Raw genomic sequence first — 23954 nt, forward strand, 5'->3', positions numbered from 1 at the left:
TCCCTTCTATCCGGTCGAACCGATCTTCGTCGCCGCTTCATACCGGCCGAAGGTTTTTCCGGCTTTGATCATCGCTTCCACCACTTCGAATTTTACGTCATAGGGAATTTCCGGTCCCTGGGCAGACAAAATGTAACCGTAACCGTCGGCCGCTTTTTCGATCGCTTTCTTCACTTCCAGTTGGGCTTTCAACGGACTCCAGTAAAGCATCTCGATGTTGTTGAAGTTCCCCATCAGCGCAATCTTTCCGCTGGCAATCTGCTTACACGCCTTCAGGTCGTCCTTGTAATCAAGGATCGCCACCAGCGCGCCTGACGTGGCAATCAGATCCAGGATGCCCTGGGCGCTGCCGACCGCTTCATAGACCACCGGCACCGGGATTTCCTTGACGGTTTCCTTGATGATGGGAAGCGCGAATCGCTCAAACAAACTGCGGGTGATCACCGTCTGCGAGGCCATGCCGTCCGCCAACACGATAATGTCCGCCCCGGCGTTGACCTGCTGCCTCGCCCAGTTAACCGCATACCGCTTGCATTTTTGCAACAGGAGATCCAGATACTTGGCGCGGATGTCCGGGTCATCCAGCAGGAGGCTCATCCATTTGCCGGTGCCCATCAGCATGCTCGGCAGGCTGAAAGGGGCGATCACGGCACCGATCACCGGGGTATGGCTGCCCACTTGCTTGGCAAGCTCCGAAATCGCCTTTAACGTCTCCCTCGTTTCTTTCGAATCGGTTGGATCGGGAACCTGAATCTCCGGAATCTGGTCAAACCGGGTGATAACCATCTTCGACAAAGTGGGGGAACCGTTCTCGTAATAAGTCAACGGACTTCCCCACGGCACCAGATCCTCCACAACGTGCGGAACGCCCACTACAGCGTCGTGCTGCCACATTTCGAGCAGCCGCAATTGCCCCTCCGCCAGCAGATGTCCGTCTTGTTGATATTCAGGCAAACGCCGCTTCAAAACGATCGATCCCTGCATCAAAGCGACCGGGATGATCGGGACGCGGTCGACGGGTTGGAACGTAACCGCTTTCACCACACGCTCTTTGGAATTCATTGCGCTCCCGCCTTTCCGAGAATCCCCAACATTTCTTTCGCCACTTTAATTGCCTCGACCCCGTTGCCCGCCATCGCGTCCGCTTTGACTTCTTCCACCAGACGCGGCTCGAAGTTAAACGGCGCTCCGCCAACCAGGATCTTCACGTGCCGCAATCCGTTTTGGTCGAGCAACTCCCGCAATTTTTCGATCTCCCTGGCCGTATGAATAATCAGCGCCGAGACGCAGACCAACTGGGCCTTCTCCTTTTTCACCGCGTCGACAAAAGTCTGGTTCGGCACGGATAGACCGAGGTCGATCACGTCGAATCCCGCCATTTTTAAAAATGTGGCGACGATTTTCCGACCGAGGGCGTGATAATCGCCAAAGGCGTTTCCGATCACGATTTTGCCGAGGCTTTCCTTTTCCCCTGCATCGGAAATGGCGGGCAGCAGAAGATTGAGACTTTCTTCGATAATTCTCCCGTTCAGATAGATTTCGCTCAACGGCACGTCCCGCTCGATCTGCTCCTTGCCGATTTTTTCGACAGTGCGTTCCAGCACGTTTCGCAGGAGATAGGCCGGGTCCTCCCCCTGTTGCAGCGCGTCTTCCAAAATTCCGATACATTGGGCCACGTTTTCGTTTTTAAAGCTTTCGTAAAATTCGCCGTACCAATTCCGGGCGGTTCTTCTGTCGTAAATCTCCCTCGCACCATTCGCCTCCCCGATTTCGGCGAGCGTCGCTTCGATTTCCTTTGCCTGTTGCAGCAGCGTTTTCTTGATGTTGGAATAGGAAATCCGGTTGTATTCCACCATTATGTACGCTTTTTCGATCAACTGAAACACTTCGTGAAAAACGTCGTCAAACGTGATCGATTCGTTGACGATCGTTTGCAGTTCCTTGTTCATGGAGTCGAAACCGCTGCGGACGTTTGTCAGCTCGGACACGGACTCATCGAGAATCCGTTGGTTTTCGTTCAGAACCGACACCATTTCCTGCGACTGGTTCATGATCTTTTGGGTGGTTCCCGTCATGTCCTTCGTCGACAGGCCCGTCACGTCGGACAATTTCTGGACTTCGCCGGCAACGACTTTAAAAGCGGCTCCCTGCGCCCCCAAACGGGCCGCTTCGATATTGGCGTTGATGGCCAGGATCTTCGTTTTTCCCGATACGCTTTCCAGCAGTTTAAACGCTTTTTCCAGTTCGGACGCGATCGTTTGGTTTTCCCTATTGATGTCGTTCATCCGCTGGGTTGCCAAATGCGACGAATCCTGAACCTTCGAAATCTTGTCCATACTTTTGAAGAAAAGCTCCACTTGCTGTTCGATCTGCTGTTTGGTCTGTTCGGCGATCAATGTGACATAATTATCTTTCGACGTATAAGACAGATAGATTTGCTTCGCTTTTTTCAGGTAGTCGGACAAAGCGTACGACGATGTCTCCAAATCTTCGCAATAGTTCACTTGCGACCAGATGATCCGCAACTGATTCTCTAATTTCTTGCGGATTCCGCCCAAAAGTTCGCCTGCCGCTCCCGGCACGCTGGTTACTGCAGCCCCCATACGCTACACCCCTTCCCGGACTTGCCTGCAACGGTGCAAGCATCCGTCCGAGTCAAACTGACACGATTCGCGTTATAGTTTCTATTATATTGATTTTCTTCTCAAAATCACGTAATTTTTATTATAATTTTCAGAGTTTTATAGGTGACATATGGGGGCAAAGGCCTGGTTGTTAAAATACATCGTGAATATGGAAAAATCTGTATTTTGTTTTCTCCGTCCATGCGTAACTGTCCTTGTAATCCCAATAGCGGCGGTGGCTTGCCACCGTATGGGCATCAACGAGCGGCATGCCGTTCCGGTCGTAATCGACGACGAACGTATTGTGCTGCCACCTGCCATCCCCGTCCCAGTCGTAACAGATCACATCTCCGACCATCAGTTGCTCAGGGCGGGAAACGGCCGTCGCACGGCCCGCCCCCTCCAGATACCACCGCAAAGCGTGGGCGACCGCCCAACTGTGGCTCCAGACCGCTTTTCCTCCAAGGTTTCGGTACCACCATCCGCGGTCTTTTTTCGGGCTGTACGCCATCGGCATCCCGCCTGCGTACAGACACTGCGAAACGTAATTGGTGCAGTCGACGTCAAACCTCTTGTACTGCGGGTTGTAGCCGTTCCACCACAGTTCGGCATACCGCTGGGCCTGCCGCCGGTCATACTGGATTTGCCGCATGCCGGGCGGTCCGTCAGGCGAACGAAAATCCAGCTGCCCCTTCACCAGATTCCGCTCCTCTTTTTCCCCGATCCGCTCGTACCGCTCAATCTTCCACCCGCCTTCCGCATGGACAAGCGTGACCCGAACCGGTTGCAGCCTCGCCTGGTGTTCCAACTCCTCCCCGTCTTTATAGATCCAGATCAGATGTTCCAGCAGGTCGACGCGAATCTTCCCGCTTCTCTGGGAAACAGAGCTCACGACTTTTAAATTGGTTCGGCTCTTCTCATAATGAACGCCCCGGTCAGCGGCGGAACGGCGCAAGGCCCGGATGTCTTCCAGACATGTTTGCACACCGCCCGGCCAGCTCGCAAATTGCGTGATTTCCTCCCCATCGCCGGACAGCCAGGCCCGATTTTTCGCATCGAAAAATTGCCGGATGACTTGCCGCCACTCTGAGTTCACGAACATGCCCCCCTTCATCGGAATTACCACAACATATGCAACCGCCTGGGGCGGAGTGAACAAAATTGACAAAAAGCCCATTTATCATTTCTCGCCTCTGTGATATGCTATTGTATGAAACAAAGTTTCGCATAATGAAACATGAAAAAAGGGGGTGTGTGTCACGGACAAAGAAAAAGGGACTGTGCGGGCAGTCGAAAGGGCTCTGGACATCCTGCTCTGTTTCTCGGGGACAGAGATGGAACTCGGGCTCAGCGATATCGCCAAAAAGGTGGGACTGCACAAAAGCACGGTGCATCGCTTGTTAGCCTCCCTTGAAAGCAAGGGGTTTATCCGTCGCCACCCGCAAACCGACAAGTACCGGTTGGGTTGGACCATACTCGAACTCGTAAGCAATGTCTACCAGTCCGACGATTTGGCTTCGATTGTCGTGCCCGAAATGACCCGTCTGCGGGACGAAGTGGGGGAGACGATTTCGCTGTACATTCGGATCGGCAAAGAACGGATTCGCACACAAGCGGTGGAAAGCAACCAACCGGTCCGCCGCGTGGCCAATATCGGACAGCGGCTGCCGCTTTATGTGGGCGCATCGGGCAAAGTACTGCTTGCCTGGTCGGATCCGACCATTGTGCAAGACGTGATGAACGATCCGGCATGGCCGAAAGATCTGTCCAAACGGGATTTTCAAGCGGCACTTTCCAAAACCAGGGAAAACGGGTTTGCGGTTTCGATCGAGGAGCGGGAACCCGGAGCGGCCGCCGTTGCGGTTCCGATCTTCGGACGCGACAAACAGATCGTGGCGGCCTTGTCCGTGTCCGGCCCCGTTGACCGTTTTTCCAAGGAAGCGGTGGAACGGTTCGTCCCGGCGGCACAGCGCACCGCCAGGTTGATTAGCAAGATGTTGACAAGGTAGCTGCTTGCCGCCGCGGACCGTGGCGCAAGTTCCATTCGGGAATTGTAAACACTAGCGCGTGTCGGCAATAATCCTTTCTGGCGGGACGTGAACTCTAGGATCTATTCTGAGGTGAAACCAAATGGACAAAAAAACGGTTGTGGTCATGGAAGGCGATCAAACAGGTCAGGAGCTGCTGGAAGAGGCGCTGCGGGTGCTCGAACCGTCCGTGATCGGCTTCGGCATTGATTTTAAACGCTTCGACCTGTCTCTGGAAAATCGCCGGGCCACCAGCAATCGGGTGGTGCATGAAGCGGCAGCCGCCATGAAAGAATCCGGCTTCGGCATCAAAGCGGCGACGATCACACCGGAAGCGCCAGAGGATGTGGGGTCTCCCAACGCCATTTTGCGCAAGGGAATCGACGGTACGGTGATCATTCGCACGGGCCGCCGGATTCCCGGCGTCAACCCGTTACCCGGCATCCACGCCCCGATTTCCGTCGTGCGGATGGCGGTGGACGGCGCGTACGGTGCCAAGGAATGGCGGGAAGGTGAAGGACTTGAGGAGATCGCCTACCGGACGGAAAAAATCTCACGCCGCGTCTGTCGTGGGGTTGCCGAGTTTGCGTTCATTCAAGCACGCAAGATGAAGGCAAAAGTCTTCGGCGGGCCGAAATACACCGTTTCGCCCGTATATGAAGGCATGTTGAAAGAAGAGATGGACCGCGCCGCCGCCAAGAACAAAGATATCCGCTACGAACCTCAGTTGATCGACGCCACATACGCGCTGCTGTTGAACAGCTTCGGCGAACCGCTGGTGATTCCCGCCCTCAACCGCGACGGGGACTGCCTATCCGACCTGGTGCTGCAAATGTTCGGGTCAATCGCCGGGGCCGAATCGCTTTTGATTTCCTTTGACGAAGATTACAAGCCGCGCACGATTATGGTGGAAGCCCCGCACGGAACCGCTCCTTCCCTCTTCGGGAAAAACGTCGCCAACCCGATGGCGATGATTCTTGCAGGCGCTGCGCTGTTGTCCTTCTTCCAAACCGAAGAAGCGGACCGCGCATCCCGCGCGATCTATGAATCCACTCTGGAAGCGATCGTCGACGGGATTCGCACATCCGACCTCGGCGGTTCCACCGGAACCCGGGAATTCACCGACGAAGTCATCCGGCGGGTAAAAACCAAGCTGGAAGTGTGGAGCACGTTGGCACAGTAAGGATACACCCGTCTTAAAAAAATGGACGGATCACTTACGGCACTTGTCCGTGACGACAACCGGCCGACCTGAATTAACTGTAAATGTAGCAAACGACAAGGAGGGAAGCCATGATGGATGGAATCGGAGTATTCGGAGGCTTTACCCGTTGGGCGGTCGTATTCCTGATCATCTTCGTCCTGTTCATTCTCTTGATTCCCGTTACAACCACTGTGTGCAAGACGGTTCCGGTCTATTAGCGTTTCGGCATCTTCGGCAGAGTAAAGGAGGGAGCATCATGTGCGGAGTATTTGGCGGATTTACCCGTTGGGCAGTCGTATTCCTGATTATCTTTGTGCTGTTTATTCTGCTCATTCCTGGAACCTATTGATCGCTGGTGAAAAGGAAGGACCGGAGAAAATTCCGGTCCTCGCTTTTTGTTAAAGCTTTTCATTTCTGTGCCACAAGCTACCACTTTCCAGGCCTGTCATGATTTATATTCAATCGTTTGAAGTGCTTGTCCCAAGTGACGACATCCTCGGGGGGATTCAATTTGGCATGTGCTACGAGATAGGCATCAATGAAATCAACGTTTTTTTCGGCATAATCCCGAAGCGCTTGTTGAACAACCGATTTTTCTTCCGTTTCTACTCCGATACTATTCGTGAATTTAAGCAAAACATCGGAAATATCGCCCGGTTGTGCCTCATAAAAAGATGCCAACACCCAGCAACATTCGGCCACAACAAGTGGAGTTAAGCGCAAAATCAATTCTCCGGCCTCTACTTTTTGAATCATTTCTTCCGCTTCTTCCACTAAAACTTTGGGGTCGCCTATAATAATCCGGATGATCACATTTGTATCGATCCAAAGTTTCCGTACCAATTAATCTTCCTCCCCGTCCTTTAATTCCTTCTCCGCCATATCCCGTTGCACTTCTTTCCGGATTTTATCAACGGGCTGAAACGGTTTATTTGTTTTTAGAACACCAAAGAGTTCCGATAAGCGTTGCTTCTTTACGACTTCAACCTTAATTTCGCCATCTTCATTGACAATGAATGTTACATCGTCCCCCTCTTTGAGACCTAGAATTTTCCGTATTTCAATCGGAATGACGATTTGTCCACGGCTAGATACCCGGCTTGTTGCCTTAATTACCCCATTCGGTTGGTGATCTGCAAAACCCATCGCACTCATCAACATGTCTCCTTCCATTTTTGCGTTCCAAAACATGCTTATTCCCCTTTTGTTCTTATTGTATATTTTATACTTACATTAACATTCAGTCAAATTGATATAAATTTCTTATCTAAATAAAAATCTTATTCTAACCAGATCAGAAACTCACTCCGCTCCGCTCTTTTATGAATCCCCCCATCCTATGCTACAATAGGATCAAAAACTTGCAGGAGGGTTCCATGGAAGTCACGCTTGAAATCATCGTCCGTTCGACGGAAATCGACGTCAACGGACACGTCAACAACGCCAAATATCTCGAATATCTGGAATGGGGCCGGGAAGAATGGTACGAGCAAAACGATCTGCATTATGACCGGCTCCTCGCGATGGGCGTGCAGACCGTAACGGTCAACATCAATATCAATTATCGCAAAGAGTGCCGCCAGGGGGACGTCTTGCTGGTCAAGACCCGCCCGGAGAAGCTGGGACGCACCAGTTTCGTGCTCAAACAGGAAATCTTCAAGAAAAACGGCGAGCTCGCGGCAGACGCCACCGTCACCTCCGTGACGATCGACACGGAATCGCGCAAAAGCCGCCCCGTTCCCGAAGAGCTTGCCAAACTGTTCCCGTCGTAATCGCCGGTTCCATCCAGCCGGATCGCGTTTGAAAATCGCTTGACCGTCTGGGAGAGCGCCGTGTCACTTCTTTCCCCTCTCCGTACAATGTAGTAACAATCCGCTCCGGGGAGGGGTGAACCGATGAAATTTTCCCACTTTGTCAAACTGGGGGGCCATACGTTTAATTTGCTGCAAAACAAAGATTTGCTCGAACTCTTCGGCTTGGTCAAACCAGGAGTTCAGAACTATCTGAAAAAAATGAAAGAACCCCCCGCCCACTCGCAGAAATCGCCGGTCGTCATCCACCACTGGGTTCCCACACATTACCCGGTCCCCATCGACTCGCCTCATTGGACCGGCCATTGGATGCCGCAGCACGGGCACCCGACGTACGGAGCAAGACCGCCATACGGGCTGCCGACCGCGCCCTGGCATCCGGGATCAGCCAAAAAATAAGACCTTCCGCAGCATGCAGACAGGCTTCGGCAAGGTCTTTTTTTGCGTTTCGGCTATTCGGAAGGCGCGTTTTGCGAATAATCTTTCGTATCCGGAGCAAACCATTTCACTCCGATACTCGGGCGTCCCGTTTCATCCGGCGGATTGAGCTGAATCTCGTTTTTCGGCACCGTTTTGCGGTTGATCACGATCGCGGCTTGGGCAGGGTCGTCGACGTAAAAGGTCAATCCGCGAACTTTCTCAATCGTCACCTCTTGTTTGCCGAAAATCGGATCCTGAATGGAGTTGAGAATCACCAGTGTCTTGCCGTTTTTCTTCACCATCTTGTAGTCCACAAACTGCTGCGCGACGCTGTAATTCAACAACCTGGAAGTGCGGGCGACCAGAATTTTGCCGCGTTCGTGATAATCGGCAAGCAATCGGAGCGCTTCCACGTCTTTCGCGTAATAAAACGGAAATTTGGTGGTGGTCCCGCCGAAATGCTGGGCGTAAATACAGTACTGTTTTTTCGCGATCAACTGCTCGAGGCGCTCCTTCGTCAACGCGCGATAGAGCGCACCGTCCGCATTCCAAGCCCAGACGATCTGCCCTTTCGCGACATCATAGGTGTAGCGGTGGAACCCCCAGATTTTTTGCCCGTCCCGCAGTTGAATGGGAAAAATGGGGCTATCCTGCCCGAATTCTTTCTCGCCGACCGAGTTCCACACGAAGCGCACCCCGTTCCGAATCGTGAGATCCGTGTGGTAATAGGGGGATTTCGGATCGTCTCCAGCCTGATAGCGCAGGAAACCAAAGGCGGAATAACCCCCGAAGTTCTGCTTGTTCGCTTCATTTCCGTGATTGATCCAATACTCGGGACGAATGCCGAGCTTTAACAAGTTGTCCCAGGCGGCGATCGCCAACTGCCTGGTAAAGACGACATCATCCTTATTCTTCCGGGAAAAATCGCCAAACGAATGCAATCCGTCAATCCAGCCCGCCTCGAAATAGTGCTTCAGCAGTTTGGCGTTTTTAAACGTCGTGGGATCGAGTCCTTTGTTTAAGGTCATGACCGCTTCCACCGACTCCCCGTCGTAGTCCACCTTCGGATGCTGGTTGTTTGCCATATACACCCACATCGTGTCCCCAACGTCAAGACCCAACCCGGGACCGGCGGGCGTCATTTCTTTGGTGTTCAGGAAACGGTGATATACCGCGAACTCGCGAGGAGTCGTCTCGTCGATGTCGTTGGCGAACGCAAACATCGCTCCGTAAGGATAGGGGAACTTCCGGATGTCCCGGACGCGGTCGGGCGAAAGCAGAAATTCCTCTTTTTGCCAATAGATAATCTTTTGAAACCCAGCGCCCTTTTCATCGTCTCCTGATGCACTGCGATCTTCGGCGTGAACCGTTGCCATTGCCGGCGTCGCCCGGCCGACCGGCAACATGGAGACAGGAGCAAGCAACAACAAGCTTAAAATGATGCCCAAAATACGCAAAACCACACTCAAACGCTCCCAGCCTCCGCATGAAGTTTCAGAAGTATTATAAAATGATTATAACACAACCAAGTCAATCAATGACCCGCACCCCGATCCGCTTTGCCCGTCCGGTACGAAAACTATTTCTCGCGGCTTTCGTGTTCCTCCGCCATACCGGGTTCCGGATCGAAATCCTGGTTGACCCGGGACCAAATTTGCAAATCGTTGATGATGCTTGCCAACGAGTAAATCTCTTCATACAGCCGGCAGATCTTGTCCCAATCTTCTTCCTCCGCCACCCGACGCTGTCTCTCCTCGATCTCCCGCTCCATTTCCTTGATCCGGTCGGGGATTTTCGCTTTGATTTTCTCCCATTCCAAAATCATGTGGTCCCGTTCCTCCGGGCTTAATTCTTCCCATTCCACGTTGAGGTGCGGCAAGCAAATCCCAAGGCGTGCGTCATGTTCGAAACGATACTTCATCGATCCCCCATCCCTGTCCCTTTCTCCCTTTATCCTACACTCCGGTCCCCGACATCGCAATCGAAAATTTGCCGGCCTGGAGCGATTTGTTGCACCCGATCGTGCAGCAAAATCACCATGGCGACCGCCCAAGCCAGCGGCGTGTTCCCGTTGGGACGGTTTGTGCCGCCTATATAAAGTTCCGGGACCTGTCCGTTTTCCGGCAAAATCCGTTCCGTTTTCCGCCAGTATTCCGCTGCTTTGGCATGTTCCCCCAGCACCGAGTAACACAGCCCGAGCCACGGGAACCCAAAACACCATTCCGCTTCCCGGCCTTCGTTGTAATACCGGTCGCCCGGGTAGCGGATACAACCGTACGTTCGTTCCAGCCCGGCCGTTATATTGTCGAGAATGCGGAACGCCATCTCCCGGGTGACCGCCTGATAAGGATAAATCAGCGACAATAGCGCCAGATCCGTTTCTTTCGTGTCACTCTCACGGGGAAGCAATTTTGTGAGCGTCCTTTCGCCATTTTCAATCAGATCCGGCGGGACATCCGCCAGCATGCGGACCGATTTCAGACCCGCCACACAAGCACCGACACTGGAAGCGTGCACTTCAACGTTTTCTTCCCACATCCCGTTGTCCGGCTCCTGCCAGTATTGCAAACACTGGAGATAGCCAACCAATTTTTGCAGGATTCGGCGGTCCGCCGCGTCCCTGAGGACCGGTTTGCCCCGGCGAACCCCTTCCCCGACTCCCCACAGAAACAATCCGATCGCATCGTTTTGGGCATGTCCCCAAGTTTGCGGCAATTCCCGCAGGTCTTTCGAATAACGGGCATGGATATACTCATAGGGTAAAACCGGTTTTTGCCAGGTATGGATGTCAATTTTCCACTCGTAGTGCAGAAACATATCGAACAGGGCGTGATATGCCTTTTCATAGCGGTCGCAACTGGAACAGAGGTAGGGCAATACCGTATATCCGACATCGCGAATCCATACGTATGAGTAGTCGGCGGAGGGACTGGCGATATAAGCGCCGTTTTGCAGCCGCATCGAATCGAGCACCTCATGAAGCGCTTTCATGGAATCTCCTCCTTCCACGACTAGTATCGGCATTTTTTCCGATGGATTACCTTCTTACTTCTTTATACGTTCTCGTCTGAAAAAAGGTCCCGGAAGTGTGCGGAGAAGGCGTCCGGTACGGTTTTGCAATCCGCAGGGAACTTCCTAAGCAGGGAACTTTAAGCAGGGAGTTTCCCTTTGAAATCCATTTGAATTTTATTTAAAATTTAAAGAAGGGCTATTTCTGCACCGGCTTGCAAAACAACCGCCAAAAGACGAGGAGGGGAACCGGATGATTTTTACCGGAAGGAAGGAAAAAGCGGAGGGGAACGGGAAAAGGATTTCCAGCGAGGAAATCAATGAACTAAAGGCGCTCCTGAATGCGGCTATCCAGGGCAATCTGAAAGTGCGAACCAATCTGCCGCAGACACACCCGCTCCACGAACTGGGAACAACTGTCGACCGGTTGTTGGGCAAGTACGAAGAGGTCATTATCAAGCTGACGGAAACCTTGAACCGGATGGTCTCCACCACGATTCACGAAAATATGTTTATCAACCGGGTTTCGGAAGATACCCTTCGGTTAAACCACAGCATGGGACAAGTTGCGGCGGCGACGGAAGAACTCTCGTCAACGATGGCGGAGATCTCCGGAAATACCGCATCGGCCACCGAAAACGCCCAGCAGGCGATCACCGCGGCGCACGAGGGGAAAAACAAAGTGGCGGCTTCCTACAGTACCATTGAAGAAGTCGGGGAAGGCGTACGATTTTTAAACCAACAAGTTCAAAATCTGAACGATAATGTCGGTTCGATTACGCAACTTGTGACGTTAATCAACAGCATTGCAGAACAAACCAACCTTCTGGCCCTGAATGCCGCCATTGAAGCGGCCCGCGCCGGAGAGTACGGAAGGGGATTTGGCGTCGTGGCCGGCGAGGTCCGCAAGCTGGCGGAACACACAAAGGGGGCCGTTCATGAGATTGCAGGCAAGGTGAAGGGCATTCAACAGGATATGGCCACCGCTTTTCGGCAAATCAACCATTTGACGGAACAGATGAACCGTACGCTTGATTTAAGTATCGAAACGAGTCGGGCAATCGAATCGTCCCTGGCCCTGGTGGACAAAACCATTCGGGAAATCAGCGCAATCGCGCCCGCAATCGAGGAACAATCCGCAGTTTTTGAGGAAATCACCGCAACCATAGCGGACATGACGGGCATTACTCATCAAACAGCGGAGGATGTAAAAGGCAGTGCGTCCAATCTGTACCATATCGGAGTGCTGGCGGAAACACTCCGGCAGGAAGTCAGCCGGTTCCACGTCAATTTTATGATTGATCACATCCTTGATTTGGCAAAGACCGATCATTTGCTTTGGCTTTGGCGTCTTCAAAGCATGCTGAACGGATTGGTTACCCTCGACAGCGACTCGGCAGGAAATCATCGAATTTGCCGTCTGGGAAAATGGTATTACAGCGAAGGAATGAAACTGTTCGGTTACAACGACACGTTCCGGCAGATTGAAGAACCGCACAGCAAGATGCACAGAATCTGCAGCGAAGCGATTCGATTTTACAACCAGGGGAATATCGAAAAAGCCAGACAGTTATATGACGAAGTGGAGCGGCAATCCCGAAAAATCATTGCGGGACTGGATCAGTTAAAAGCCTGCAAAACTTCGTGACCGCTACCTGCGAAGAATCGAAAAGCCAGCCACCAACAGGCATGGGCCATTGGTGGCTGCTGTCCTTGTCAATCCCTCTTTTTGTCCGCCTTGTCGTTTTGTTATCCCTTTTGGTAGTAAGCGATTTTGTTCTTGTACGCTTCCGCCAATTCATCCGCTTTGACCCGTGAGCTGCTTTGCGCCACGACCTTGAACAACGCTTTTTCGGAATCGGGCAGAATCAATGCCCATCCGTCCTCCGTAAAAACTTTGATGCCATCGATCAGTTCCAGCGGTTGCCCCCTCATCTCTTCCATCAGACGCCGCATCACCCGCCCCTTCGCCTCGGCCGGGCAGAGGACTTCTTCTGTGCTCATGTGAAATCTCGGCAGTCTTTCCACCACGGAGTGCAAGCTCTGAGCGCTCTTCGCCATATGATCGACAATCGCCGCCAGAGTATAGAACCCGTCAGAATGAACTTGCAGATGATTCTGTTTGTTCACTTCCAGCAAGGAACGGGCAGACGCTCGGGTCCGAACGACCGGTTTTTCCGCTTGGGCCATCATTTCTTCCGCCATCGACGGAGCGGTGACAGGCAGGGCGATTCGGCTTTGCTCTTTTGCGGCGACCAGCGTTTGCAGCAACACCGTTTCCTCTTCCGTCAGCCGATGCCCTTTTTCCGTGCAGATCCGGAACGACTGACCGCTTGCGTCCAACTGTATCCCCAGGTCTGCCTTGTTATCGAAGACGATGTCTTCAAGCGGCATCTCGCCGTTAAATACCGTGATCACCCTGCAGCCGAGCCGCTGCAACAGCAGGTGCATCACCGCGATCGCCAGCGGGCTTTCACAGTGGAAGGCGACTTTTAAACCGCGGGAACGGATCGCGTCCGCATCCACTCTCGCCAGAATCTCACTCACATAAGGCTCGGCAATGTCGGAAACCTGTTCGACAACCCCCAACCCTTTTGTGTCCGGACGCGGAAAATCTTCCTGCAGCAAAGCGTTTTCAATCTTCCGTTCCATTCCCTTGTCGACCGGCAGCCCCTCCCGGTCGAAAAACTGCAGGATGACCCGTTCCTCGCCCAAGCGGCTCGCTTTGCGGATATGAATTCCGCCGTTGCCGTTTGCACGTCGGCATTCGTAACGGGCCATCGGAGTGAGCGCGGTTCCGATGTCTCTCACCCGAACCCCGATTGCAAGAAGGCTGGCGATCACCGCATGTTTCAGAATCCCGCTAAACGGATGTTCGTCACAGCTGACCGACACAACCGCTCCTCGCCGCAGGCAGGAACCGTAAGCGGAAGCGATTTTTCCGGCCCACTCCGGTGTTGCTTCCAGGTTGGGGATGCCGCTGATTCCTTCGGCTCCGAACAGCCTGCGGTCCGCGAACTTCCCCCAGATCAGCGACGATTTCTGAACGGTGCCGGCCCCGACCGCCTTTTGCGGCCAAATTTTGACGCCTTGCCGAACCTCCGCTTGCTCTCCGATCCAACTCTGCTCCCCAATGACGGCATCCTCTTCGACAACCGCTCCTTTTCCAATTTGAACCCCGCTGCAAAGGGTCGCGCCGGACACATTTGCAAAACCCCCGATATAACTGCGATTCCACATGACGGACCGTTCCACGTCCGCTTTGGGGTCGACCCAATTCCATCTGCCCAACACGGAATAAGGGCCGATTTTGGCACCCGCTTCCACTACGGTTCCGTCGCCGACAAACGCCGGCGCCGCAATCTGTGCGCCCTGCCGGATCGTAACGCCTTCCCCTATCCAAACTCCCGGAAAAGCTTCGATCCCGCGGATATTTACGGCAACCGCGCCATCCAGCATGTCGAACTGCGTCTGGCGATATTGAGCGAGAGTTCCAATATCCGACCAGTACCCTTCCGCTACGTATCCGTACAACGGGAGTCCATTGCGAAGCGCCAGCGGAAACAAATCCTTGCTGAAGTCAAACTCCCGTCCTTTGTCAAACAGGTTTAAGATCTCCGGTTCCAATACGTAAATTCCCGTATTGACCGTATCGCTGAAGACCTCGCTCCAGCTCGGTTTCTCCAGGAAGCGAAGGATTCTTCCGTCCTGCCGGGTCATCACCACTCCGTATTCAAGCGGTATTTCAACTTGCGTCAACACCAGAGTCCCGATCGCCCGTTTCGCTTTATGGAACGCAACGGCTTGCGTCAAATCGAAATCGGTCAAACCGTCGCCGCTGATCACCAAAAACGTCTCATCCAGGAACGCTTCCGCATTTTTTACGCTTCCGGCGGTGCCAAGCGGCACCGTTTCTTCAAAGTACTGCAACCGCACCCCAAAGTCCGAGCCGTCCCCAAAATGATCCTTGATCACATGCGGCAAATATTGAACGGTGACCGCAATGTCTGTGATCCCGTGCCGCTTTAACAATTCGATGATATATTCCATGCACGGCCGCCCCAACAGCGGGACCATCGGCTTTGGCAGACGGCACGTCAGCGGGCGCAAACGGGTTCCTTTTCCTCCGGCCATGATCACAGCTTTCATTCCGAACTTCCCCTTTTCCTTTGTACTTTCTTTTGTATTTCTTTCATTCATTGCACTTGTGAAATCATCGCGGCAGCCGGCTCTTGGCCTCCGGGTTTGGCGTCACTTTGCCGGGAATTTGCCCAGCGCTTTCCCGTAGACCGCGATCGTCTGCCGGGCAATCCGGTTCCAATCGTACTTCGCAAGCCCTTCCAATGCCGCCTCCGCCAGCGCGGCGGCGAATTGCGGATCCTGCAGCAGATCTTTCACTTGCAATGCCAGAGAGTGAATGTCACCCGGGTACATTTTTAAACCGTTGCATCGATGTACCACAACATCCGCCAATCCCCCGACATCGGAGACGACAACCGGAGTGCCGGCCGCCATCGCTTCCAGCGCGACAATGCCAAACGGCTCATACAAACTGGGGAAGACCGCAACGTCCGCCATCCGGAACAGGCGGTTACGCTCCTCATCCGGGACAAATCCGGCAAACAGGACCTTGCCGCCGAGACCCAGCCGTTCCGCCAACCCTTCCAGTTCCTTCCGGCAAGGACCGTTTCCGGCGATCACAAACTTGACATCCGGATCTTCGGCCAAAATGGCCGGGGCGGCTTCCAACAACGTGTGAACCCCTTTTTCATGGACAAGACGCCCTACAAACAGCACGATCCTTTCCGATTCCAACGCATACGGCTCTTTGCCGGCAAAACGATGGTTTGCGCACCCCAGCAATGCCGGATCGACGCCGTTGGGCAGCACGTCCAGCTTGTCGGCGGGCAATTGAAAAATCGTCTCGACTTCCCTTTGCATATAAGTGCTGCAGACAATGACCCGCTGCGCCTCGTACGTCAGCCTCCACTCCAAACTGCTGATATAGCGCTGCAGATCGGTGTGAATTCCCTGATTGCGCCCGTGTTCCGTCGCATGGATCGTCGCGACAAGCGGCAAATGATACGATTGCTTGATTGTTTTTGCCGCGTAGCAAACAAGCCAGTCGTGAGCGTGAATCAGGTCGAACGTCAGTCCGGAATCGATCAATGCCCGGCAGGTGTCGATCATCATCAGGTTCAGTTGAAACGCCCAGTGGACAAATTCTCCTCCATCCGGTTTCATCACATGGACGCGGTGCACATGCACCCCTTCCACCACTTCGTCATGCGGGCAGTTGCCGCTTTCGGTCGTTACCACATGCACCTCCCAACCGTTTCGCGCCAAATGGCGGGAAAGATCGTAAACATGCCGGGAAAGTCCGCCCACCGTCAGCGGCGGAAACTCCCACGTGAGCATTAAAACGCGGAACTTCACCGGTTCGCCGGCAACGCGAACCGCCCTGTCCCGGGATTGATACATCTTGTAATCAAGATCGGGAAACAAATTGTCGATCCGCTCAAGGCAGGCGATCGATTGTTCGTCAAGCAGTCCGGATTTCAACATGCGGTACAGCCGGGTAAAGCGGTTGATATGCCATTTGGTCCGCTTCACCGCATAATCCACCATCGTCTTGGCGTCCATGATGAACGCCCAATCGCTGCTTTGCGCCAGCATCAATTCCCGCGCCGCCTGGTTAAGAGCCCGCCGCTCCAGCGGCTGCGGCTCGTCAAAGCGGTTCGCGAGTTCCACCATCCGTTGTTCGGCCGTATGCAAAGCGGGATAAATCCAATCATTCTCCCCCCGCAGCCAGACATCCGCGTAGCCGTGCCGCCCCCAGGACGACATCGGAAGCCGGCATATCTGGTAATCGTCATACAGCCTCAGGTATTCGGAAGGGGTGATGGTTTTGACCGTATCTTGATCAAAATGGATCTTTCTGAGCAGCATGTCGATCCAAATCGGCCCCTCGTACCACCAGTGGCCGAACAATTCCGCATCGTACGGAGCGACAACGATCGGTTTCCGCCCCATGTGCCAGGACCAGTGCTCCACCTGTTGCTGCCGGTTGAACAAAAAATGGCCGGCGTGCAAAGCGGCTTTTTCCCTGGCCCATTCCGGATTGTAGGGCTCCTTGAAATCACCTTTTCCCGTAATCCGGAAGTACTTAATGCCCGTGTTGACCCGTATGCCGGTCGGATGGACATAGGGCTTGACGATGTCGAGATCCAAATCGTACCCGATGTCCCGGTAATATTCCCGGTAATCAAAATCGCCCGGATATCCCTCGTGAGAACTCCATACCTGCTTGGAAGATTCCTCGTCCCGCGCAAACGCCGCCACGCCGCAAGGCGTGAGCACAGGCGACAGAGTGCCGAATACGGGGGCGGGGTCTGCCGTTTCCACGCCATGGGAATCGGTAAAGAAATATTCAATGCCAAATTCCTGCAAAATCTGGTCCAGTTCGGGCGCAAATCCGCATTCCGGCAGCCAAATTCCCCTGGGGCGACGGCCAAAATGCTTTTCATGAAGGTCAATCGCCGTTTTGATCTGGGCACGCTTCGCCTCTTCCGTCAGCACCAGCGGCAAAAACGCGTGGGTCGCAGCAGACGTGACAACTTCCAGCTTGCCAAGCTCCTGCAACTCGGCAAACTCGGAGATCAGATTGCCGCCGCATGCAAGATAAAAATCTCGGATTGCGTTGAATTTCTCCGCATACCCTACGGCCAAGCGGTTGAATGCGTCCGATCCCGCCGTCCGCACAACCTCTTTTTCAGCCAATTCAATCAGGCGCTCCAAATGCTTCAGATAACGCGTCTGCAGCAATTCGTCGGCCAGCATCGACAAAAGGGAGGGAGAGATGGACAGCGTGACGCGAAAATCCACGCGATCCCGAACCAGACCGCGCCATATTTGCAGAAGGGGAATGTACGTCTCCGTAATGGCTTCGAATAACCAGCGTTCCTCCAGAAACTTCTCGCTTTCGGGGTGCCGGACAAACGGCAGATGAGCGTGCAAGACAAGCGCCAAGTATCCTTGTGCCACTACTTGTTCCTCCCTCTTGGCCCGGACAGGGAATATCCGTCAAACTGCACCAGCCATGGGGGATTCGGTTCCAAAGTCCGGAGCGGATCCTTCCGGCCGCCAAAAACCCCGGACGCAAGCGGACGGTCTTCCGTAGCAGGGACAGTTCTCCTTGTGCAATGAGGCTTCCCGAAGCGGACTGACGGTTTGTTTGCCCGGTTGAGCGGCAGCGGCGGCGTCTCCACCATGTTGGAGCGCAAAATCGTAAAAAACTCTCCCTGCAAAGTGACGGTTCCGAAGTCCACCTGATAATGGCGCCCCGATTCCGTGCCGTGGATATACCAATTGTCTGACAGGGGATGGACCGGTATCCGGCGGGTGAAATGGGCGTTGTAACCGTTGAAACGGATGTGGGTGATATCGTACAACTGCAGAAAAAACGGAAGTGACATCCAATCGGCCTGGAAGTGCTCACCGATCAAAGTTTTTCGAAGGTCGGTGACTTCCCAGTACACAAACAGCGTGACAGGTTCTTTTACCATGGCGACCAGTCGGTTGGTCTGCCAGGTTCTTGTCCACGACTCATCAAACAACGACGGATCCTTACATTCACTGCCAAGAATTTCTGTCTGCCTTCCCATATTCCCCTCCCTTAAATAATTCCCTTGTTTTTCAGCTAATCTCTTATTTATGCGGCATCCAAGCCGCATATTCCAAGAAAATCCGCCGAATGCGGGCACCGCACATTGCCTCGGGCCGGCGTTGAGCCGGATCGGTTTGTACGAACCAAAGAACGCAAAAAAGCACGGGTTTCCCCGTGCTGTGCCAGACGATCCGGTGTCTATTCCAGTTCCAAATGCAAATCCTTGCTTTCCAGCAACCGTTCCAACGCCTCATAACTTTGCACCCCGAACGCCCTGCGGTTGCCCCCGACAAAACAGGGAACACCCGTCACGCCGTACTGCGCCGCCAGTTCGGTGTCCGCCAACACTTGCGGTTGATATTTCCGCGTCTCCAACGCTTGCCGGAACGCGACCCGGTCAAGCCCGATCCGTCCCGCAATTTCCACCAGTGTATCGAGATCGTCGATATTCCTGTCCTCTTGAAACTGCGCGCGAAACACCGCATCGTGATATTCGTTGCCTTTGCCGTTTTCGATCGCGAATTTCGCGCCTTCATGCGCTTTTCTCGAATGGCGGGCACTTCGATTCCTTTGTCCTTGATCAACCGATCAAGCAGGACTTTCCCGATCATGCAAAAGGGTCATAGGTAATCGGAGAAAACCGTGATTTTCTTGGTTTCGGCCACACTCGTCACTTCCTTTAAGGTCGATTTGCTCTTCGTACTCTTTCGGCATGCAAAAGGACAATTCGTGCAAAACGAAATCTCGCCGCTCGTTCACAAAATTGTTATATAGTACGATTCCGATACTGTTGACTGAGCGCTCATTCATTATATATAATTTTCAGAAAAAGGGGAGGGAATTTGGGTGGAAACCTTGATCGTAAGCGGTCCGTCGGATGAAACATCGGAGCCCCCGGAAGTAGAAGCTATTGTAGAACAGATCAACGAGTACTATCGGTTTTTGAACCGGTAAATATTGTGTTGTATAATACAGGTGAATAACTATTGACTGGACTATAACACGGCGCGTATAATTAGACACAAGAAATACCAGGGAGGCGCTGGAGATGGAGACCAGAATCACGGACACGCAGACGGAAGAATTCCAGCTGCAAGAAGATACCACGATTCTTGACATGATCAACGATTATTACAGCAGAATGGACGGATAAATCCAGATGAGAAACAGAACTCGCAAGAAACACCAGTGTGCTCAAGACTGATTTTCGGAGAGCACACTGGTTATTTTTTTATGCGGTTACAACCGGTCCCGGCGCCGGTTTTCGAGAAGCCCCACCAGTTCCGCCGGATCGGTTACCGGGTTCTGACAAGCATAATTCTGGCATACATAGGCGGTTGCCTTGCCTTCTTTCGCTGTCTTGCCTGCGGTGAACGGAAAAAGCCCCTTCACTTCGTCTTCCTTGCCCACCGGATTGAGCACCACGACCGCATGTGGCAGGAACGCGGACCGAACGGTTTTAAGCATCGCCTGTGTGTCGGCGGCGCCGGGGTCCCCCGCGATGACAATCTCCTGACTGCCGTAAACGGCAAACTGCAGCGCCATCAGCATATGGGTGAATCCCGGCGGATAGGCCCTGACATTGCCGGAGAACGCTCTGAATTGGCGCTCGGCGATTTTTTCATAGTCCCGATTCCCGGTCAAACGTGCCAACCGCAGCAGATTGAGGGTCATGACCGAGTTGCCGGAGGGAATCGCCCCGTCATAAATTTCTTTCGGCCGGGCAATCAACTGCTCACCGTCGCCACCGTAGAAAAAGAAGCCGCCGTTGTCCGTATCCCAGAACAAACGGATGACATCGTCCGTCAATCCAATGGCGGTCCGGACGTGTTCCAAGTCAAAATCGGCCTCATACAGTTCAAGCAATCCCCAGATGAGGAATGCGTAATCGTCCAAATAAGCGGGGTAGGCCGCTTCCCCTTCCCGGTAGCGGGCCAGCAGGCGTCCGTCTTCCCGCTGCAGTCTGGTCATGACGAACCCGACCGCTTTGCGGGCAGCTTCCAAATACCGGGTATCGTCGAGCACACGGGCTCCTTTTGCCAGCGCCGCGATCATCAAACCGTTCCAAGCCGTCAGGACTTTGTCGTCTTTTCCCGGGTGAACCCTTTTTTCCCGGGTGTCAAACAGTTTCTGCCGAGCCTCTTCCAGGAGCTTCGTCAATTCCTCCCCGTTCAGGCCAAGCTGCTTCGCAACAGCCTGGTGATCGGTGTCGATCAGATTGAGGTGGCTGGTCCCGTCCTCGAAATTCCCTGCTTCCGTCACGCCGTAGTACTTGCAGAAAATCCCGCCGATCCGTTCCCCGAGCGCCGCTTTGATCTCTTCCGGCCGCCAGACGTAAAACTTGCCCTCTTCGCCCTCCGAATCGGCGTCTTCCGCCGAATAAAACCCGCCTTCCGGACTTGTCATGTCGCGCAGGACATAGGTGAACACATCCCGCGCCACATTTTTGAAAAACGGATTTCCCGTCGCCTGGTAGGCCTCGAGATAGGCGTTGGCCAACAGCGCGTTGTCATACAGCATTTTCTCAAAGTGCGGAATCCGCCACATCGGATCGACCGAATACCGGGCAAATCCGAATCCGATATGGTCGTAGATTCCCCCGCGGTACATCGATTCCAGCGTATGTTCCACCATGGACAGCGCCCGGCTGCGGCCCGTTTTTTTCCAATACCGCAGCAGGAACCCGAAATTGTGCGGGGACGGAAACTTCGGAGCGGAACCGAATCCGCCGTATTCGGGGTCATAGCTCCTGACAAAGCGGTTGTAAGCCTCCTCCAGCACTTCTTCCGTCAGTTCGTCGCCTCCGGCGCCTTGAAACCGCGGCTGCAGCGCTTGCGTAATCTGTTCTCCCGCCCGCAGAATCTGCTCCCGTTCCGTTTGCCATTTTTCAACGATCCGGGACAGGATGTCCAGCAGCCCCAGCCGGCCGTACTTGCGTTCTTTCGGGAAATAAGTGCCTGCAAAAAACGGCTTTTTGTCCGGCGTCATGACGATCGTCAGCGGCCATCCCCCGTGCTGCGTCATCTCCTGGCAGACGGTCATGTAGATATGATCCACGTCCGGACGTTCTTCCCGGTCCACCTTGACCGAAACGAAATGTTCGTTGAGATACTTCGCGACTTCCTCGTCTTCAAACGACTCGCGCTCCATAACGTGGCACCAGTGGCAGGTGCTGTAGCCGATGCTGAGGAAGATAGGCTTGTTCTCCTGCTTCGCCTTTGCAAACGCTTCATCCCCCCATGGATACCAGTCGACGGGGTTGTAGGCGTGTTGGAGTAAGTAAGGTGATTTCTCATTTATGAGTCGGTTGGGGATTCTGTCCATATTTGGTGCTTCCATCATATTTCTCCTTCCATAATTTTTCCGTTAGTTTACACGTTCCCGTTAGTATACTCGAAAAGGAAATCCTGTATGAAGAGAGTCGTTCGTTTCGATTGGGATGCGTCCTCAATCTTTCAGATAATCGGGTCTTCGTTGAAACGGAAGATGTAGGCGAGTGCGCCGCTCATCTCGCAAACTTTCAGTCCCCTTGATAATCGGGTCTTCGTTGAAACCGTCTGTAATCTCGTCAATAATTCGCTCTTCCTCGCGCTTTCAGTCCCCTTGATAATCGGGTCTTCGTTGAAACCGTCCGTAAACCAACGCATCGAGGAAACCTTGTGATTCCTTTCAGTCCCCTTGATAATCGGGTCTTCGTTGAAACTGGCAAATGTTTTGTTAGACGCAATCAAGCGATAGGCTTTCAGTCCCCTTGATAATCGGGTCTTCGTTGAAACCCGATCACAGACCGGGTGCAATTATTCCACCCCCCTCTTTCAGTCCCCTTGATAATCGGGTCTTCGTTGAAACGGAAATGTCGCTTGGGGCACGAATCCGGTCGCGGATCTTTCAGTCCCCTTGATAATCGGGTCTTCGTTGAAACACGCAGTACGGTCAGCGCCTCGTCGAAAACTTTATCGACTTTCAGTCCCCTTGATAATCGGGTCTTCGTTGAAACATCGCGCTGAAAGGAAATCACGAAGAAATGTTTTTGGAGCTTTCAGTCCCCTTGATAATCGGGTCTTCGTTGAAACGGCTGGTAGACAAGCTCTTGGAAGGTCTGAAAAACTCTTTCAGTCCCCTTGATAATCGGGTCTTCGTTGAAACAGGGAAAAGCGCGTTCGCCACCTCGATGGTGCCAAACTTTCAGTCCCCTTGATAATCGGGTCTTCGTTGAAACCGCTGGGCATTTGTGCTGATCGCATGAATCTCTCGCCTTTCAGTCCCCTTGATAATCGGGTCTTCGTTGAAACACCGAGGCAGCGTGGTGATCGGGTACAAGAAAACGCCTTTCAGTCCCCTTGATAATCGGGTCTTCGTTGAAACCGTCTGCCGGTCTCGCGTTGAATCGGGCAATCTTCGAGCCTTTCAGTCCCCTTGATAATCGGGTCTTCGTTGAAACAAGATTTGGCCGTAAAAGCCCAGCAGGTGATCGGGGCTTTCAGTCCCCTTGATAATCGGGTCTTCGTTGAAACGGTTTGACCACGAGACCAACTCATTGACGTTTCCGGCTTTCAGTCCCCTTGATAATCGGGTCTTCGTTGAAACTAGCAGACGTAAATTTGGACCTTATGTCCTCGCTTGTCTACTTTCAGTCCCCTTGATAATCGGGTCTTCGTTGAAACCATGCTAATCCCTCCTGGTTGTTATTATGTACAGAACTTTCAGTCCCCTTGATAATCGGGTCTTCGTTGAAACCAGTTTGTAATCTTCTACGGCCTGATTCACATTCTCTTCTTTCAGTCCCCTTGATAATCGGGTCTTCGTTGAAACTTTTGCAGATGATCCCCGCCGCCTGCGTAGAAAGGTGGTCTTTCAGTCCCCTTGATAATCGGGTCTTCGTTGAAACCCACCGTTGATGCTGGTGAGGATCACTATGTAGCCGTCTCTTTCAGTCCCCTTGATAATCGGGTCTTCGTTGAAACCCAATCATGGCAACGCAAATGGTTGGGTCGAAGAAGCTTTCAGTCCCCTTGATAATCGGGTCTTCGTTGAAACTAACTAGTTCCAGGCGAAATTCTTGTGTATTAGAGATCTTTCAGTCCCCTTGATAATCGGGTCTTCGTTGAAACAAGACGCTGCCCAACTATTCCACGACCGCCGCACAATTACTTTCAGTCCCCTTGATAATCGGGTCTTCGTTGAAACAGTAGA

At 53.2% G+C, this 23954-nt stretch carries 18 protein-coding genes, 1 pseudogene and 1 CRISPR repeat array (1 of these 20 cut by a window edge); of the genes and pseudogenes, 6 read left to right on the plus strand and 13 right to left on the minus strand.

Translation table 11 applies throughout. From position 1 onward, the window contains the following. Nucleotides 1-6: 6 nt before the first annotated feature. The 3 genes from AC4ED1_RS05840 to AC4ED1_RS05850 all read right to left on the minus strand — a co-directional run bounded on the left by AC4ED1_RS05840 (nucleotide 7) and on the right by AC4ED1_RS05850 (nucleotide 3720). Complete coding sequence (locus AC4ED1_RS05840) at nucleotides 7-1062, minus strand: uroporphyrinogen decarboxylase family protein (RefSeq protein ID WP_490936629.1); 1056 nt, start codon at nucleotides 1060-1062, stop codon at nucleotides 7-9. Next, a complete protein-coding gene (locus tag AC4ED1_RS05845) occupies nucleotides 1059-2603 on the minus strand; it encodes a cobalamin B12-binding domain-containing protein (protein ID WP_490936631.1) in 1545 nt (514 codons plus the stop codon). The genes AC4ED1_RS05840 and AC4ED1_RS05845 overlap by 4 nt, the downstream gene beginning before the upstream one ends. Nucleotides 2604-2775: 172 nt before the next feature. Beyond that, nucleotides 2776-3720: an amidase domain-containing protein gene (locus AC4ED1_RS05850; protein ID WP_490936633.1), complete on the minus strand. Its 945-nt coding sequence runs from the start codon at nucleotides 3718-3720 to the stop codon at nucleotides 2776-2778. Nucleotides 3721-3874: 154 nt separating this feature from the next. Between AC4ED1_RS05850 and AC4ED1_RS05855 the strand changes: the two genes are divergently transcribed. From AC4ED1_RS05855 to AC4ED1_RS05865, 3 genes are all read left to right on the plus strand, one after another. Further along, the gene (locus AC4ED1_RS05855; protein ID WP_490936635.1) at nucleotides 3875-4633 is read left to right on the plus strand and encodes an IclR family transcriptional regulator; all 759 of its coding nucleotides are present in this window, start codon (nucleotides 3875-3877) and stop codon (nucleotides 4631-4633) included. Nucleotides 4634-4754: 121 nt separating this feature from the next. Further along, nucleotides 4755-5834: an isocitrate/isopropylmalate family dehydrogenase gene (locus AC4ED1_RS05860; RefSeq protein ID WP_490936637.1), complete on the plus strand. Its 1080-nt coding sequence runs from the start codon at nucleotides 4755-4757 to the stop codon at nucleotides 5832-5834. Between the two features lie 113 nt (nucleotides 5835-5947). Continuing rightward, on the plus strand, nucleotides 5948-6073 hold the full coding sequence (locus AC4ED1_RS05865) for a hypothetical protein (protein ID WP_490936639.1): 126 nt from the start codon (nucleotides 5948-5950) through the stop codon (nucleotides 6071-6073). A 208-nt stretch (nucleotides 6074-6281) separates the two neighbouring features. Here the strand turns inward: AC4ED1_RS05865 and AC4ED1_RS05870 are convergent, their stop codons facing one another. Continuing rightward, a complete protein-coding gene (locus tag AC4ED1_RS05870) occupies nucleotides 6282-6698 on the minus strand; it encodes a type II toxin-antitoxin system VapC family toxin (RefSeq protein WP_490936641.1) in 417 nt (138 codons plus the stop codon). After that, the gene (locus AC4ED1_RS05875) at nucleotides 6699-7046 is read right to left on the minus strand and encodes an AbrB/MazE/SpoVT family DNA-binding domain-containing protein (protein WP_490936643.1); all 348 of its coding nucleotides are present in this window, start codon (nucleotides 7044-7046) and stop codon (nucleotides 6699-6701) included. It abuts the gene before it with no gap. Nucleotides 7047-7231: 185 nt separating this feature from the next. Between AC4ED1_RS05875 and AC4ED1_RS05880 the strand changes: the two genes are divergently transcribed. Both AC4ED1_RS05880 and AC4ED1_RS05885 read left to right on the plus strand, forming a co-directional pair. Continuing rightward, nucleotides 7232-7627 (plus strand): acyl-CoA thioesterase, encoded by a 396-nt coding sequence (locus AC4ED1_RS05880; RefSeq protein ID WP_490936645.1) that lies wholly within the window; start codon nucleotides 7232-7234, stop codon nucleotides 7625-7627. A 123-nt stretch (nucleotides 7628-7750) separates the two neighbouring features. After that, nucleotides 7751-8065 (plus strand): hypothetical protein, encoded by a 315-nt coding sequence (locus AC4ED1_RS05885; protein ID WP_490936647.1) that lies wholly within the window; start codon nucleotides 7751-7753, stop codon nucleotides 8063-8065. A gap of 53 nt (nucleotides 8066-8118) precedes the next feature. Here the strand turns inward: AC4ED1_RS05885 and AC4ED1_RS05890 are convergent, their stop codons facing one another. From AC4ED1_RS05890 to AC4ED1_RS05900, 3 genes are all read right to left on the minus strand, one after another. Next, the gene (locus tag AC4ED1_RS05890; protein WP_490936649.1) at nucleotides 8119-9549 is read right to left on the minus strand and encodes a hypothetical protein; all 1431 of its coding nucleotides are present in this window, start codon (nucleotides 9547-9549) and stop codon (nucleotides 8119-8121) included. A gap of 116 nt (nucleotides 9550-9665) precedes the next feature. Beyond that, on the minus strand, nucleotides 9666-10007 hold the full coding sequence (locus tag AC4ED1_RS05895) for a hypothetical protein (protein ID WP_490936651.1): 342 nt from the start codon (nucleotides 10005-10007) through the stop codon (nucleotides 9666-9668). Between the two features lie 29 nt (nucleotides 10008-10036). After that, nucleotides 10037-11077 carry a glycoside hydrolase family 15 protein gene (locus AC4ED1_RS05900; RefSeq protein ID WP_490936653.1) on the minus strand — a complete coding sequence of 347 codons (1041 nt, stop codon included), beginning with the start codon at nucleotides 11075-11077 and terminating at the stop codon, nucleotides 10037-10039. 271 nt (nucleotides 11078-11348) lie between these two features. On the opposite strand from AC4ED1_RS05900, the gene AC4ED1_RS05905 reads away from it, so the two are divergent. Beyond that, nucleotides 11349-12743, plus strand: coding sequence for a methyl-accepting chemotaxis protein (locus tag AC4ED1_RS05905; RefSeq protein WP_490936655.1), 1395 nt, complete (start codon nucleotides 11349-11351; stop codon nucleotides 12741-12743). Nucleotides 12744-12844: 101 nt separating this feature from the next. Here AC4ED1_RS05905 and AC4ED1_RS05910 read toward each other — a convergent pair whose 3' ends face one another. The 5 genes and pseudogenes from AC4ED1_RS05910 to AC4ED1_RS05930 all read right to left on the minus strand — a co-directional run bounded on the left by AC4ED1_RS05910 (nucleotide 12845) and on the right by AC4ED1_RS05930 (nucleotide 22100). Then, nucleotides 12845-15244: a sugar phosphate nucleotidyltransferase gene (locus AC4ED1_RS05910; RefSeq protein WP_490936657.1), complete on the minus strand. Its 2400-nt coding sequence runs from the start codon at nucleotides 15242-15244 to the stop codon at nucleotides 12845-12847. Between the two features lie 102 nt (nucleotides 15245-15346). Further along, entirely contained in the window at nucleotides 15347-18139 is a 2793-nt protein-coding gene (locus AC4ED1_RS05915; RefSeq protein WP_490936659.1) for a 1,4-alpha-glucan branching protein domain-containing protein, read from the minus strand. Continuing rightward, a complete protein-coding gene (locus tag AC4ED1_RS05920; RefSeq protein WP_490936661.1) occupies nucleotides 18139-18759 on the minus strand; it encodes a DUF4912 domain-containing protein in 621 nt (206 codons plus the stop codon). The genes AC4ED1_RS05915 and AC4ED1_RS05920 overlap by 1 nt, the downstream gene beginning before the upstream one ends. A 200-nt stretch (nucleotides 18760-18959) precedes the next feature. Beyond that, a pseudogene (locus AC4ED1_RS05925) lies at nucleotides 18960-19307 on the minus strand (DsbA family oxidoreductase); the annotation flags it as partial. A gap of 693 nt (nucleotides 19308-20000) precedes the next feature. Beyond that, complete coding sequence (locus AC4ED1_RS05930) at nucleotides 20001-22100, minus strand: thioredoxin domain-containing protein (protein ID WP_490936663.1); 2100 nt, start codon at nucleotides 22098-22100, stop codon at nucleotides 20001-20003. A gap of 178 nt (nucleotides 22101-22278) precedes the next feature. Then, a CRISPR array of direct repeats spans nucleotides 22279-23954; the repeat unit is 37 nt; unit sequence CTTTCAGTCCCCTTGATAATCGGGTCTTCGTTGAAAC; it runs 144 nt beyond the window's last position.

This window comes from Effusibacillus sp. SKA8 (assembly GCF_058273125.1).